The sequence below is a fragment of the Halomonas sp. RT37 genome (assembly GCF_040070525.1).
GTDB lineage: Bacteria > Pseudomonadota > Gammaproteobacteria > Pseudomonadales > Halomonadaceae > Halomonas > Halomonas litopenaei.
Genome location: NZ_CP098827.1, coordinates 3,396,609 through 3,411,785 on the forward strand (window position 1 = coordinate 3,396,609; position 15,177 = coordinate 3,411,785).

At 60.3% G+C, this 15,177-nt stretch carries 5 protein-coding genes and 3 rRNA genes; all 8 read right to left on the bottom strand.

Features of this window, described 5'->3' with window-relative positions; genetic code table 11:
• Positions 1-309: 309 nt before the first annotated feature.
• On the bottom strand, positions 310-1,869 hold the full coding sequence (locus tag NFG58_RS14835) for a BCCT family transporter (RefSeq protein WP_045992980.1): 1,560 nt from the start codon (positions 1,867-1,869) through the stop codon (positions 310-312).
• Between the two features lie 731 nt (positions 1,870-2,600).
• A 5S ribosomal RNA gene (rrf, locus tag NFG58_RS14840) occupies positions 2,601-2,716 on the bottom strand.
• Positions 2,717-2,810: 94 nt separating this feature from the next.
• Positions 2,811-5,816 (bottom strand): 23S ribosomal RNA (locus tag NFG58_RS14845).
• A 240-nt stretch (positions 5,817-6,056) separates the two neighbouring features.
• Positions 6,057-7,594, bottom strand: a 16S ribosomal RNA gene (locus NFG58_RS14850).
• The 16S, 23S and 5S rRNA genes sit together here, the layout of an rRNA operon.
• Before the next feature lie 693 nt (positions 7,595-8,287).
• Positions 8,288-9,769 (bottom strand): bifunctional 2-methylcitrate dehydratase/aconitate hydratase, encoded by a 1,482-nt coding sequence (locus NFG58_RS14855; protein ID WP_108133817.1) that lies wholly within the window; start codon positions 9,767-9,769, stop codon positions 8,288-8,290.
• 258 nt (positions 9,770-10,027) lie between these two features.
• Positions 10,028-11,230: a 2-methylaconitate cis-trans isomerase PrpF gene (gene prpF, locus NFG58_RS14860; RefSeq protein ID WP_348826852.1), complete on the bottom strand. Its 1,203-nt coding sequence runs from the start codon at positions 11,228-11,230 to the stop codon at positions 10,028-10,030.
• Positions 11,230-13,821 (bottom strand): Fe/S-dependent 2-methylisocitrate dehydratase AcnD, encoded by a 2,592-nt coding sequence (gene acnD, locus NFG58_RS14865; RefSeq protein WP_348826853.1) that lies wholly within the window; start codon positions 13,819-13,821, stop codon positions 11,230-11,232. The genes prpF and acnD overlap by 1 nt, the downstream gene beginning before the upstream one ends.
• Before the next feature lie 173 nt (positions 13,822-13,994).
• On the bottom strand, positions 13,995-15,122 hold the full coding sequence (gene prpC / locus NFG58_RS14870) for a 2-methylcitrate synthase (protein ID WP_213231206.1): 1,128 nt from the start codon (positions 15,120-15,122) through the stop codon (positions 13,995-13,997).
• Positions 15,123-15,177 lie beyond the last annotated feature (55 nt).

Here is a 15,177-nt window from a genome sequence, read left to right on the forward strand (position 1 = left end):
GGGGGCACTCCAGAGGATCGACGAAAGTCGGTCATGGTAGCAGTCACGGCGCCTGGCGACGAGTCGCGCGGTCCTTCCCCGGCCTTGGAGGTCAGCTTGACGCACCGGGAGCGACACACCCGGTACGCTGAGCCAAGCTCGCGCAGGAAGACGCACAACTTGCCGATCCGGTAGCGACTGCCGGACCGCTGTGCCATATACGAAACTGCCCCCGACGCAAGCGTCGGGGGCAGACAATGGAGCGGAGGCCGCAATCAGGACTCAACCTGCAGAGCCATCAGGCCGCGGCCAACAGAGGCGATGTCCCGATTACAGGATGCCTTGCTCCTTGGCCATCTGACGAGCCGCCCGAGGGGCCGTCCACAATGTCGGCAGCAGCACCAGCGACACCGGGATGGCGGTGATCACGATAAACTGCTGCAGGGCACTGATCTGGCCTGCACCCATTCTCAGCAGAATGGCGGCCATCAGCGCCATGGCGATGCCCCAGAAGGCACGAACCAGAGCATTGGGCTCGTCGTGACCGGCACCGACCACGGAAATGGCGTAGCTCATGGAGTCACCAGTGGTCGCCACGAAGATGGTGGTCAACAGCAGGATGGCCATGGCCATCAGGCTTCCGCCGGGCAGCGCCTGGGCCACGGTCAGGGTCGCGACATCAAACTGGAAGTTGTTCAGCGCCTCGGTCAGATCGATGGCACCGCTCAGTTGATAGTAGATGCCGGAACCACCCAGCAGGGTGAACCAGATCATGGTGGCCACAGGCGCCATCACCGCCACCGCCAGAATCATCTGCCGGATGGAGCGTCCACGAGAAATACGAGCGACGAAGATCGCCATCAGCGGGCCGTAACCGATAAACCAGGCAAAGAAGAACACTGTCCACCACTGCATCCACCAGTCCGGTGCGGTCTGGGTGGTCATGGTCGCCATCTCGAAGAACGAGCTCAGATAGGCGCCCGCCCCCTGGGTAAAGGCATCGGTCAGAAACAGCGTCGGTCCCAGGATAAAGATCGTCGCAGCGATCGCCAGAGCCAGAAACACGTTGAAGCGGCTGAGGATCTGGATCCCCTTGTGGATCCCGGTGACCGCCGAGGTCACGTACACCACCCCCAGAGCAGCAAGCACCATCAATTGGGTGCTGTAGCCTTCACTGACACCGAACAGCTCATGAAAACCGAAGCTGACCTGAGTCGCCAGGAAACCGATGGGGCCGACGGTACCCGCCACCACGGCGATTACGCACAGAGCGTCGACCAGGCCACCGAAGGGCCCCTTCATGACCTTTTCGCCCAGCACCGGATACAGCAGGGTCCGCGGCTGCAGCGGCTGTCCCTTGACGTAGTGGGCATGAGCCAGCACCACCGACGCCAGCGTACCCAGCACGGCCCAGGCCAGCAGCCCCCAGTGCATGAACGACTGGGCCAGAGCCCCTGAAATGGCCTCGGCCGTCCCGGCTTCGCTGTCGAAGGCCGGCGGCGTCACCACGAAGTGATACACCGGCTCACCGGCGGCGAAGAACACACCGCCGCCCGCGAGCAGCGTGCACATGATCATCGACAGCCACTTGAAGGTACTGATCTCTGGCGTCTCGAGATTGCCGATACGCGCCTTGGCGCTGGGAGACACGGCGATGCCCATGGCGATGAAGAAGGTCGCCAGCAACAACAGCTGGAAATAGCTGCCCAGGGTCTTGGCGGTCCAGGCAAAGCCTGCCGAGATGCCGTTGGCAACCATCTCGATGTCGTATACAGACAGGGCGACGAAGCCCATGATGAAGCCGATGCTCAAGATGAGCACGATGGGATCACCCAGTCGAGAACCGGCCGAAGAAGCCCGCGAGTCGGAGGAAGCGGTGGTATGACTCATGTGGTGGGTAGCGACAGCAGACTAGGGTCAGGCTGTCGGACTCTCCTTTTGGGAAAGATGAATGGCGCCCTGATGGGCATGAAGGAAGCACGGAGGATTCCGCGATTTCATGACAGCTCTGTGGCTGAAGGGAAAGGATTCACCGCGCCTCATGCGCGAATCGAACCCGGCGACGCGCCTGGAACCCGTTCCAGGCTTATCGTAAAAAAAGCATGACAATGTCGACGCCGCGTGACCACCCCCTGAACAGCGCGATGGTTCAACGCTTGAGTCTTTTTCCGGTCATGCCAGCATGCCACTGGAGGGGTATACGACCTCAGGGCGTCACACAAACACTAGCGCCCTCGCATGGGGGTGAGTCACCCCGAAGCTCTTCAGAAGAACTGCAGCGAAGCTGCAAGGGGTGACGAACGACGCGAGCCCGCCCTTGAGCAGAGCCAGGCCGGACCGCGCCGAAGGGGTTATCGTCCCGCGCCCGCCTATAGAAAGCGAGCCTAACCTTGTGGAAAATTCCGGTATCCGGAGTTGTACTAGAAACAAGGCAGCTTATCTCTCGCATGGGGGTGAGTCACCCCGAGCTTTTGCGGCAACGCCGCAAGGGGGGACGAACGACGCGAGCTTGCGAGCGGCCGGACCGCACGCAGTGCGGCCCCACATATAAAGAGAGGGGTCTTCCCCATGCGTACGAAAAAGCCCAACTCCTCTCGGAATTGGGCTTCTTCTGAATAAATGCCTGACGATGACCTACTCTCGCATGGGGAGACCCCACACTACCATCGGCGCTGAGCGGTTTCACTTCTGAGTTCGGCAAGGGATCAGGTGGTTCCCACTCGCTATGGTCGTCAGGCGGAAAAAGGCAATGTATATCATGCTGACGATACGTTTCATCGTATCCGTCAATTAATTCGAGACATCATCGACCAAAACCCTTTGGGTGTTATATGGTCAAGCCTCACGGACCATTAGTACCGGTTAGCTCAACGCCTTGCAGCGCTTCCACACCCGGCCTATCAACCAGCTGGTCTTGCTGGGTCCTTTAGGAGGCTCAAGGCCTCAGGGAGATCTCATCTTGAAGGGGGCTTCCCGCTTAGATGCTTTCAGCGGTTATCCCGTCCGTACATAGCTACCCGGCAATGCCACTGGCGTGACAACCGGAACACCAGAGGTACGTCCACTCCGGTCCTCTCGTACTAGGAGCAGCGCTTCTCAAATCTCCAACGCCCACGGCAGATAGGGACCGAACTGTCTCACGACGTTCTAAACCCAGCTCGCGTACCACTTTAAATGGCGAACAGCCATACCCTTGGGACCGACTTCAGCCCCAGGATGTGATGAGCCGACATCGAGGTGCCAAACACCGCCGTCGATGTGAACTCTTGGGCGGTATCAGCCTGTTATCCCCGGAGTACCTTTTATCCGTTGAGCGATGGCCCTTCCATACAGAACCACCGGATCACTAGAACCTACTTTCGTATCTGCTCGACGTGTCTGTCTCGCAGTTAAGCACCCTTATGCTCTTGCACTCACTGCACGATTTCCAACCGTGCTGAGGGTACCTTCGTGCTCCTCCGTTACTCTTTGGGAGGAGACCGCCCCAGTCAAACTACCCACCACACACGGTCCTCGAACCGGATTACGGTCCTGAGTTAGAACGCCAATGATGCCAGGCTGGTATTTCAAGGTTGGCTCCACCCCATCTGGCGACAGGGTTTCAAAGCCTCCCAGCTATCCTACACAAGCAACATCAGCGTCCAGTGTGAAGCTGTAGTAAAGGTTCACGGGGTCTTTCCGTCTAGCCGCGGGTACACAGCATCTTCACTGCGATTTCAATTTCACTGAGTCTCGGGTGGAGACAGCGTGGCCATCATTACGCCATTCGTGCAGGTCGGAACTTACCCGACAAGGAATTTCGCTACCTTAGGACCGTTATAGTTACGGCCGCCGTTTACCGGGGCTTCGATCAGGAGCTTCGCGTGAGCTAACACCATCACTTAACCTTCCGGCACCGGGCAGGCGTCACACCCTATACGTCCGCTTGCGCGTTTGCAGAGTGCTGTGTTTTTAATAAACAGTTGCAGCCACCTGGTATCTTCGACCGCGTCAGGCTCCGGTCGCGAGGACCTTCACCCTAATGCGGCGTGCCTTCTCCCGAAGTTACGGCACCATTTTGCCTAGTTCCTTCACCCGAGTTCTCTCAAGCGCCTTGGTATTCTCTACCTGACCACCTGTGTCGGTTTGGGGTACGGTCTCACAGTATCTGAAGCTTAGAGGCTTTTCCTGGAAGCGTGGCATCGATGACTTCCTGACCGTAGTCAGTTCGTCTCGCCTCTCGGCCTTAAGGATCCGGATTTACCTGAATCCTCAGCCTACCGGCTTTCACCAGGACAACCAACGCCTGGCTCACCTAGCCTTCTTCGTCCCCCCATCGCAATACTGTGAGGTACGGGAATATTGACCCGTTTCCCATCGACTACGCCTTTCGGCCTCGCCTTAGGGGCCGACTCACTCTGCTCCGATTAGCGTCGAACAGAAACCCTTGGTCTTCCGGCGGGGGAGTTTTTCACTCCCCTTGTCGTTACTCATGTCAGCATTCGCACTCGTGATACCTCCAGCATGCTTCTCAACACACCTTCATCGGCTTACACGACGCTCCTCTACCGCGTGTTCGCATCCTTAAAATGACTCAGGCCGTTCACCTTGCCCTGCCCGACTCAACGTTCGGGAAGCGCTTTGCCATCGCTTCGCGATGGCAGCGAACTGACACTATCGAATCACCTTAAGTGATGCGAACACACCCGTAGCTTCGGTACCTGGTTTGAGCCCCGTTACATCTTCCGCGCAGGCCGACTCGACTAGTGAGCTATTACGCTTTCTTTAAAGGATGGCTGCTTCTAAGCCAACCTCCTAGCTGTCTAAGCCTTCCCACATCGTTTCCCACTTAACCAGGATTTCGGGACCTTAGCTGACGGTCTGGGTTGTTTCCCTTTTCACAACGGACGTTAGCACCCGCTGTGTGTCTCCCACGCTTGCACTCACCGGTATTCGGAGTTTGCCTCGGGTTGGTAAGTCGGGATGACCCCCTAGCCGAAACAGTGCTCTACCCCCGGCGGTGATACGTGAGGCGCTACCTAAATAGCTTTCGAGGAGAACCAGCTATCTCCGGGCTTGATTAGCCTTTCACTCCGATCCACAAGTCATCCAAATCTTTTTCAACAGATCCTGGTTCGGTCCTCCAGTTGATGTTACTCAACCTTCAACCTGCTCATGGATAGATCGCCCGGTTTCGGGTCTATTTCCAGCGACTGGTCGCCCAGTTAAGACTCGATTTCTCTACGCCTCCCCTATACGGTTAAGCTCGCCACTGAAAATAAGTCGCTGACCCATTATACAAAAGGTACGCGGTCACCAAACAAGTTGGCTCCCACTGCTTGTACGCATACGGTTTCAGGATCTATTTCACTCCCCTCTCCGGGGTTCTTTTCGCCTTTCCCTCACGGTACTGGTTCACTATCGGTCAGTCAGGAGTATTTAGCCTTGGAGGATGGTCCCCCCGTCTTCAGTCAAGGTTTCACGTGCCTCGACCTACTCGATTTCACAACACTCAGGTTTCGGTTACGGGGCTATCACCCACTATGGCCAGATTTCCCAATCTGTTCACCTACCAGTTGTGTTGCTTAAGGGCTGGTCCCCGTTCGCTCGCCGCTACTAGGGGAATCTCGGTTGATTTCTTTTCCTCGGGGTACTTAGATGTTTCAGTTCCCCCGGTTCGCCTCTCATGTCTATATATTCAACATGAGATACCCAAGTTACCTTGGGTGGGTTTCCCCATTCAGAGATGTCCGGGTCGCAGGTCGTTTGCCACCTCGCCGAACCTTATCGCAGGCTTCCACGTCTTTCATCGCCTCTGACTGCCTAGGCATCCACCGTATGCGCTTCATCGCTTGACCATATAACCCCAAAGGGTCTGTCAATCGATGATGTCACGACAATTGCCGGATACGCTTGAAACGTATCTTACTTTGTCAGCATGATATACATTGTTAAAGAGCATTAGAGCACAAAACTCTAAGCTGGCGGCTTGTGGCTTGCTAATGAAGCACAAACGTCCAACTCAAAGTTCCGTTAACCGCTCTATCGATCAGGTAATTCATTGTGAGCACTTACCGACAGTCAGATGACGTGTCGTTTAAGGAGGTGATCCAGCCGCAGGTTCCCCTACGGCTACCTTGTTACGACTTCACCCCAGTCATGAACCACACCGTGGTGATCGCCCTCCGAAGTTAGGCTAACCACTTCTGGTGCAGTCCACTCCCATGGTGTGACGGGCGGTGTGTACAAGGCCCGGGAACGTATTCACCGTGACATTCTGATTCACGATTACTAGCGATTCCGACTTCACGGAGTCGAGTTGCAGACTCCGATCCGGACTGAGACCGGCTTTATGGGATTAGCTCCACCTCGCGGATTCGCAACCCATTGTACCGGCCATTGTAGCACGTGTGTAGCCCTACCCGTAAGGGCCATGATGACTTGACGTCGTCCCCACCTTCCTCCGGTTTGTCACCGGCAGTCTCCCTAGAGTTCCCGACCGAATCGCTGGCAAATAGGGACAAGGGTTGCGCTCGTTACGGGACTTAACCCAACATTTCACAACACGAGCTGACGACAGCCATGCAGCACCTGTCTGAGAGCTCCCGAAGGCACCAATCCATCTCTGGAAAGTTCTCTCGATGTCAAGGGTAGGTAAGGTTCTTCGCGTTGCATCGAATTAAACCACATGCTCCACCGCTTGTGCGGGCCCCCGTCAATTCATTTGAGTTTTAACCTTGCGGCCGTACTCCCCAGGCGGTCGACTTATCGCGTTAACTGCGCCACAAAGCTCTCAAGGAGCCCAACGGCTAGTCGACATCGTTTACGGCGTGGACTACCAGGGTATCTAATCCTGTTTGCTACCCACGCTTTCGCACCTCAGCGTCAGTGTCAGTCCAGAAGGCCGCCTTCGCCACTGGTATTCCTCCCGATCTCTACGCATTTCACCGCTACACCGGGAATTCTACCTTCCTCTCCTGCACTCTAGCCTGACAGTTCCGGATGCCGTTCCCAGGTTGAGCCCGGGGCTTTCACAACCGGCTTATCAAGCCGCCTACGCGCGCTTTACGCCCAGTAATTCCGATTAACGCTCGCACCCTCCGTATTACCGCGGCTGCTGGCACGGAGTTAGCCGGTGCTTCTTCTGTGAGTGATGTCCTCCCTCGAGGGTATTAACCTCAAGGCTTTCTTCCTCACTGAAAGTGCTTTACAACCCGAAGGCCTTCTTCACACACGCGGCATGGCTGGATCAGGCTTTCGCCCATTGTCCAATATTCCCCACTGCTGCCTCCCGTAGGAGTTCGGGCCGTGTCTCAGTCCCGATGTGGCTGATCATCCTCTCAGACCAGCTACGGATCGCAGCCTTGGTGAGCCGTTACCTCACCAACTAGCTAATCCGACATAGGCTCATCCGATAGCGCAAGGTCCGAAGATCCCCTGCTTTCCCCCGTAGGGCGTATGCGGTATTAGCCTGGGTTTCCCCAGGTTATCCCCCACTACCGGGCAGATTCCTATGCATTACTCACCCGTCCGCCGCTCGACGCCTCCTAGCAAGCTAGGATCGTTTCCGCTCGACTTGCATGTGTTAGGCCTGCCGCCAGCGTTCAATCTGAGCCATGATCAAACTCTTCAGTTTAAAGTCTGATAGTCCGTTAAGCGGACCAAACTTGGCTCAAGGTTCAAACGTCTCGTTTGACGAGTCGCTTGCCTTGATATTTCAGTGACAGTGTCACTGACTCATCGGCAAGCGCCCACATGAATTACCTGATCAAATTATTAAAGAGCGTGCTCTGGGCTCTATAGAGAGCTTAAAGAGCTGCTCTTGCGGCACCCGGCCGGAAGAGCGCCTCGCTTTGCTGCGCCACAGCCCTAAGGCTTGTCACAGCGCCCTGCGAGGAAGGCGTATTCTACAGAATCGAAGCGCTTCGTCAAGGCTTTCTTTTTTCGCCGTGCAAGCGACGCCTGCAGAACCCAAGAGAAAGCGAAGCGAGCCTGACGCGCATCCTGCGATGCCGTCCTGGCGACTCCGATCGAGTGGCGAGTATTTTACCGATTTCTCGTTGCCCGTCAAGTGGAGAATTTTTCGAAGACTTCAAAAAGCCTTTTCAAAACAACCACTTTTACCACTCTTCACCGCCTGTGACGTTTGCTCGTCGTCGGCAGCGGATGCGTACTTTACGGATCGGGGCCGGCCTTGGCAAGCACTTCGTGTAAAAAAATTTCGACCAAAGGCTAAGCCTGCCCGGCGACGGATTTTGCAGGCCCATGGGTACGCCCGGGGACAGCGCTGCCCACGCTGCCCAAGCCACCGCCCTCCCCTCGTTGGTCTCTACAGCACCAGCAGATCGACAAAGCGATGAACCGGCGTCGCCGCCAGGCGCTCGGCGTCCTGATACAGCGTCATGATCTCGTCGCAACGTCCGGGGGCGAATCGGGTGGCCAGGTGGCGTCGACACTTGGCCTCGAGCACCGCCATGCCCTCTTCGCGACGACGGCGATGACCAATGGGATATGCCACCTCCACCTTGTCGGTCGCACTACCATCGGTGAACACCACCCTGACCGCGTTGGCGATCGATCGCTTGTCCGGGTCCAGATAGTCCCGTGTATAGCCCTCGTCCTCGACGACCACCATCCTTGCCCGCAGCTCATCGATCTCCGGATGAGCCTGATGAAAGTCATCCTCGTAGTGCTCGGCCTGAAGCTCACCCAGCATCAGCGGTACCGCCACCATGTACTGCAGGCAGTGGTCTCGATCTGCCGGGTTGGCCAGCGCCCCTTCCTTGGAGATGATGCGTATTGCCGACTCATGGGTAGTCAGCTCGATGCGCTCGATCTCATCCAGCCGCCCCTTGACCTCGGGGTGCAGGGTGACCGCCGCCTCGCAGGCCGTCTGGGCATGAAACTCTGCGGGGAAGGAAAGCTTGAACAGGATGTTCTCCATCACGTAGCTGCCAAACGACTGAGGCAGACGTAGACGCCGGGTGTCCTCGGGCTTCAGCGAGAGATCACGATTGGAGTGACTGAAGGAGACATCACAGAAGCCCCACTGGGGAGCGCTCAGGACGCCGGGTATGCCCATTTCCCCGCGCATCGCGATGTCCACCAGACGCGCCGACCGCGAGGTGGCGTCACCGGCGGCCCAGCTCTTGCGCGAACCGGCATTGGGAGCATGGCGGTAGGTGCGCAGGCTCTGACCGTCGACGAAGGCATGGGATAGCGCCGACAGCGTCTGCTCACGACTGGCGCCGCGCAGCCTGGCGATAGCGGCAGTGGACGCCACCTTGACCAGTAACACGTGGTCCAGTCCGACACGATTGAACGAGTTCTCCAGCGCCAGCACGCCCTGTATCTCGTGTGCCCGTATCATCGCATCGAGCACCTCGTGCATGACCAACGGGGCTTCGCCCCTGGCCACGCGGCACTGTGAGAGATGGTCGGCCACCGCCAGGATACCGCCCAGATTGTCCGACGGGTGCCCCCACTCCGCCGCGAGCCAGGTATCGTTGTAGTCCAGCCAGCGCACCATGGCTCCGATATCGAAGGCCGCCTTGATCGGGTCCAGTCGATAGGACGTGCCAGGCACCCGCGAGCCACATGGCACCTGGGTGCCTTCCACCAGCGGCCCTAGATGCTTGGTGCATTCTGGGAAGCGCAATGCCAGCAGGCCACAGCCCAAGGTATCCATCAGGCAGTGGCGCGCCGTATCGAAGGCCTCGTCACTATCGATGACGGCGTCCAGCGCATAGTCGGCGATGGCCTTGAGTTCGTCGTCGTAGTCGGGACGAACATTGGATTCGACGGTGCTCATGTCTGCCTCCTTCCAGTGAGCGCTATCGCCCGCTGCCGGCGTGCCTGCACCTGAGCCAGTGCCTGAGCCTGTGCCTGTATCAGGGCAGGGGCCGGGAGTCCGAGGACCAGCGTGGGCGGATGGCGAGAGGTTCGAGAATGGGGGAGAACGACAGCGCCGCCTGGCGGCGGCGCTAATGCAAAAGGTCCGTTGTCAGTATCGTCGTGGTGCGCCACTGGCGCCAGTATCGACACTGGCGGGCTTCATCGGTCGAGAGCGTTATGAATCGAGGACGTCCGCCGGCACCCTGACCTTGCCCTCCATCAGAATGCGGGCACTGCGGCTCATGGTCGCCTCCGTGGCGGTCCATTCCCCGTCCAGCTGTTCAGCTCGCGCCCCGACCCGCAGGGTGCCGGAGGGATGACCGAAGACCACCGAACTGCGCCCCTCGTCGCCGCCGGCGGCCTGGCTGACCAGGGTCCCCGGCACCGCGGCGGCCACTCCGATGGCCACGGCCGCGGTGCCCATCATGGCGTGATGCAGTTTGCCCATGGACATGGCCCGCACCAGCAGATCGATATCGCCTTCGTCGATCTGCTTGCCGCTGGACGCCCGGTAGCCCCGAGGCGAGGCGACGAAGGCCAGCTTCGGCGTGTGCTGACGGTTCGCGGCCTCCTCGAGTCTCGAGATCAGCCCCATCTTCAGCGCGCCGTGGGCCCGTAGCGTCTCGAGCCGATCGAGGGTGGCGGGGTCTGAATTGATATCGTCCTGAAGCTCGGTGCCGTCATAGCCAAGGTCGGCCGCGCTGACGAAGATGGTCGGAATACCGGCATTGATCAGTGTTGCCTGAACGCGACCTCCGGCCACCACCTCCTCAGGAACCTCGAGTTCATCCATCACCTGGCCTGTCGGGAACATCCGCCCTTCGCCGTCGGCGGGGTCCTTGAAGGCCAGGCCGATCTCGGCGGCGGGGAAGGCCACGCCGTCAAGCTCGAAGTCACCGCTTTCCTGCACCTGACCGTCCTGTATCGGCACTCGGGCGACGATGGTCTTTTCGATGTTGGCCTGCCAGATGCGTACCTCCACCTCGCCGTCGGCAGGAATTCGCTCAGGCGGGATCAGTCCGCTCTCGATGGCGAAGGGACCGACCGCCGAGGACAGGTTGCCGCAGTTACCGCTCCAGTCGACAAAGGCCTTGTCGATGGCCACCTGCCCGAACAGGTAGTCGACATCGTGATCCGGCGACTCGCTGGCGCTGACGATGACCACCTTACTGGTGCTGGAGGTGGCGCCACCCATGCCGTCGGTGTGCTTGGCGTAGGGATCGGGGCTACCGACCAGACGCATCAGCAGGGCGTCGCGCACGGGGCCGGGCTCACGCGCGGCCTCGGGCAGGTCGTCCTTGCGCAGGAAAGTACCCTTGCTGGTGCCGCCACGCATGTAGATGGCGGGAATGCGGAGCTGCGGAGCAAAAGCGGCCATCACGCCACCTCCGATTCGAGGAAGTCCTGGGCGAAACGCTGCAGCACGCCACCGGCTTCGTAGATCGACAGCTCCTCGAAGGTGTCGAGACGACAGGTCACCGGCACCTCGAGGCTTTCCCCGTCACGCCGCTTGATCACCAGGGTCAGGCTGGCCCCCGGCTGGATGTCGCCGCGGACATCGAAGGTCTCGCTGCCGTCGATGCCGAGGGTCTTGCGCGTGGTCCCCTCCTCGAACTGCAACGGCAGTACCCCCATGCCGATCAGGTTGGTGCGGTGGATGCGCTCAAAGCCCTCGGCCACGATGACTTCGACACCGGCCAGGCGCACCCCCTTGGCAGCCCAGTCACGGGAGGAACCCTGACCATAGTCGGCCCCGGCGATCACGATCAGCGGCTGCTTGCGCGCCATGTAGGTCTCGATGGCCTCCCACATGCGCATGACCTCGCCCTCGGGCTCGAGGCGAGCCAGTGAGCCCTGCTTGACCTCACCGTCGACCACCGCCATTTCGTTGATCAGCTTGGGGTTGGCGAAGGTCGCCCGCTGGGCGGTCAGGTGATCACCTCGATGGGTGGCGTAGGAATTGAAGTCCTCCTCCGGCAGGCCCATCTTGGCCAGGTACTCCCCCGCCGCGCTGGTCGGCAGGATGGCATTGGACGGCGACAGGTGGTCGGTGGTGATGTTGTCCCCCAGCACCGCCAGGGCGCGCAGCCCGGTCAGCGAGCGCTCGGCGGCCAGCGCACCCTCCCAGTACGGCGGACGCCGGATATAGGTGCTCATCTCGCGCCAGTCGTACAGCGGGCTGATGTCCTTCGACCTGTCGAAGGTGGTGTCGAACATCGGGATGTAGACGTCGCGGAAGTGCTCCGGCTTGACGCTCTCGGCGATGATCGCATCGATCTCGTCATCCGCCGGCCAAAGATCCTTCAGGGTGATCGGGTTGCCCTCGGCGTCTTCGCCCAGGGCGTCCTTCTCGATATCGAAGCGCACGCTGCCGGCGATGGCGTAGGCCACCACCAGCGGCGGAGAGGCCAGAAACGCCTGCTTGGCGTAGGGGTGGATACGCCCATCGAAGTTGCGGTTACCCGACAGCACGGCGGTGGCGTAGAGATCACGCTCGACCACCTCCTTCTGGATCACCGGATCGAGCGCACCACTCATGCCGTTGCAGGTGGTGCAGGCGAAACCGACGATGCCGAAGCCGAGCTGCTCGAGCTCACCGAGCAGGTTCGACTCCTCCAGATACAGCTGCACCGCCTTGGACCCCGGCGCCAGCGAGGTCTTGACCCAGGGCTTGCGGGTCAGGCCCAGCTCGTTGGCGCGCTTGGCCAGAAGCCCCGCGGCGATGACGTTGCGCGGATTGGAGGTATTGGTACAGCTGGTGATGGCGGCGATGATCACCGCGCCATCGGGCATCTCGCCGTCCTTCTGCTCGTAAGGAGCGGCGATACCGCGACTGGCAAGCTCCCGCGTAGAGACCCGGTTGTGCGGACTCGAAGGCCCCGCCAGGGTGCGCTCCACCTTGGACAGGTCGAAGTGCAACACCCTTTCGTAGTCGGCGTTGACGAGGCTGTCGGCCCACAGGCCGGCGGCCTTGGCGTAGGTCTCCACCAGTTCGATCTGCTCCGGCTCGCGCCCGGTCAGCTTGAGGTAGTCGAGGGTCTGATCGTCGATGTAGAACATCGCGGCGGTGGCGCCATACTCCGGCGTCATGTTGGAGATGGTGGCACGATCACCCAGTGTCAGGTGCCCCGCGCCTTCACCGAAGAACTCGAGATAGCTCGACACCACCCGTTCGCTGCGCAGGTATTCGGTCAGCGCCAGCACGATATCGGTGGCGGTGATGCCAGGCTGGGGCTTGCCGCTGAGCTCCACCCCGACGATGTCAGGCAGTCGCATGTAGGAGGCACGCCCCAGCATCACGCTTTCGGCCTCGAGCCCGCCCACCCCGACGGCGATCACGCCGAGGGCGTCCACGTGGGGCGTGTGGCTGTCGGTGCCCACCAGGGTGTCGGGGAAGGCAACGCCGTCACGGGCCTGGATCACCGGCGACATCTTCTCCAGGTTGATCTGGTGCATGATGCCGTTGCCGGGGGGGATCACGTCGACGTTCTCGAAGGCTTCGCGGGTCCAGTTGATGAAGTGGAAGCGGTCCTCGTTGCGCCGATCCTCGATGGCGCGGTTCTTGTCAAAGGCGCCCTCCTCGAATCCCGGGTGCTCCACCGCCAGCGAATGGTCGACAATCAGCTGGGTCGGCACCACCGGATTGACCTTGGCCGGATCCCCCCCCTTCTCGGCGATGGCGTCACGCAGGCCGGCCAGGTCGACCAGCGCCGTCTGCCCGAGGATGTCGTGGCACACCACCCGCGCAGGGAACCAGGGAAAGTCGAGTTCGCGCTTGCGCTCGATGATCTGGGACAGCGCCGCCGTGAGATCCTCCGGCGGACAGCGGCGCACCAGGTTCTCGGCCAGCACCCGGGAGGTGTAGGGCAGTCGGTCGTAGGCGCCGGGAGAGATGGCGTCCACCGCCTCCCGGGTATCGAAGTAGTCAAGGTCGGTCCCCGGCAGGGGCTTGCGATAGTCGGTGTTCATGGGCGTCACGGTCTCGGGCGCCCGAGGGCACGGCCCTCGCGGCGCGAATATGGTAGGAAGGCGGCGGAGCCACTTGTGCCTGCGCATGACCATGACCACAACCATGACCATGCGCGCGCCCCGCCGCTCGAGCCTCGGGATATCTTCAAGATACGTTCAGGAGAGCCCCGGACTCAGTCACGCTCTTCGATGGGTACCCATTCGCTGTGGGCCGGGCCGGTGTAGTCGGCGCTGGGGCGGATGATGCGGTTGTTCTCGCGCTGCTCGAACACGTGGGCGCACCAGCCAGTCACCCGAGAACACACGAAAATCGGGGTGAACAGCTTGGTCGGGATATCCATGAAGTGATAGGCGCTGGCGTGGAAGAAGTCGGCGTTGCAGAACAGCTTCTTCTCGCGCCACATCACCGCTTCGACCCGCTCGGACACCGGGTACAGGCGCGTGTCGCCCACGTCGTCGGCGAGCTTCTTCGACCAGTGCTTGATGATGGCGTTGCGCGGGTCGGACTCGCGGTAGATGGCATGTCCGAAGCCCATGATCTTTTCCTTGCGCTCGAGCATGCCGAGGGTTTCGCGTTCGGCTTCTTCGGCGCTCTGCCAGTTCTCGATCATCGCCATCGCCGCCTCGTTGGCGCCGCCATGCAGCGGGCCACGCAGGGAGCCGATGGCCCCGGTGACGCAGGAATGCATGTCAGACAGCGTCGATGCACAGACACGAGCGGTAAAGGTCGAGGCGTTGAACTCGTGCTCGGCGTAGAGGATCAGCGAGACGTTCATCACCCTGGCATGCAGCTCGGAGGCCGGCTCGTCACGCAGCAGGTGCAGGAAGTGCCCGCCCACCGACTCGTCGTCGGTCTCGGTGTCGATGCGCACGCCATCATGGCTGAAGCGGTACCAGTAGCAGATGATCGAGGGCAGCGCCGCCAACAGGCGATCGGAGACGTCCTGCTGCTGGCTGAAGTCGGCCTCGGTTTCCAGGTTGCCGAGCATCGAAGCACCGGTACGCATCACGTCCATCGGGTGGGCGTCCGCCGGGATCTGCTCGAGTACCGTCTTGAGCGCCTCGGGCAGACCGCGCAGGCCCTTCAACTTGGTGATGTAGGCATCCAGCTCGCTCTGGTTGGGCAACTTGCCCTTGAGCAGCAGGTAGGCCACCTCCTCGAAGCGGGCCTTGTCCGCCAGTTCCTTGATGTCGTAGCCGCGATAGGTCAGGCCCGAGCCACTCTGGCCCACGGTGCACAGTGCGGTCGCACCGGCGCTCTGTCCCCGCAGACCGGCTCCTCCAATCGGTTTATCAGCCATGGCGTATCTCCATTTTCGTCATTGGTCGTTGTTATAAAAAAGGCATGAAAGGCGT

Bases quoted from the DNA above. Each gene is read 5' to 3' on its own strand.
- NFG58_RS14835 (WP_045992980.1), bottom strand. From the start codon at position 1,869: ATGAGTCATACCACCGCTTCCTCCGACTCGCGGGCTTCTTCGGCCGGT.
- NFG58_RS14855 (WP_108133817.1), bottom strand. From the start codon at position 9,769: ATGAGCACCGTCGAATCCAATGTTCGTCCCGACTACGACGACGAACTC.
- prpF (WP_348826852.1), bottom strand. From the start codon at position 11,230: ATGGCCGCTTTTGCTCCGCAGCTCCGCATTCCCGCCATCTACATGCGT.
- acnD (WP_348826853.1), bottom strand. From the start codon at position 13,821: ATGAACACCGACTATCGCAAGCCCCTGCCGGGGACCGACCTTGACTAC.
- prpC (WP_213231206.1), bottom strand. From the start codon at position 15,122: ATGGCTGATAAACCGATTGGAGGAGCCGGTCTGCGGGGACAGAGCGCC.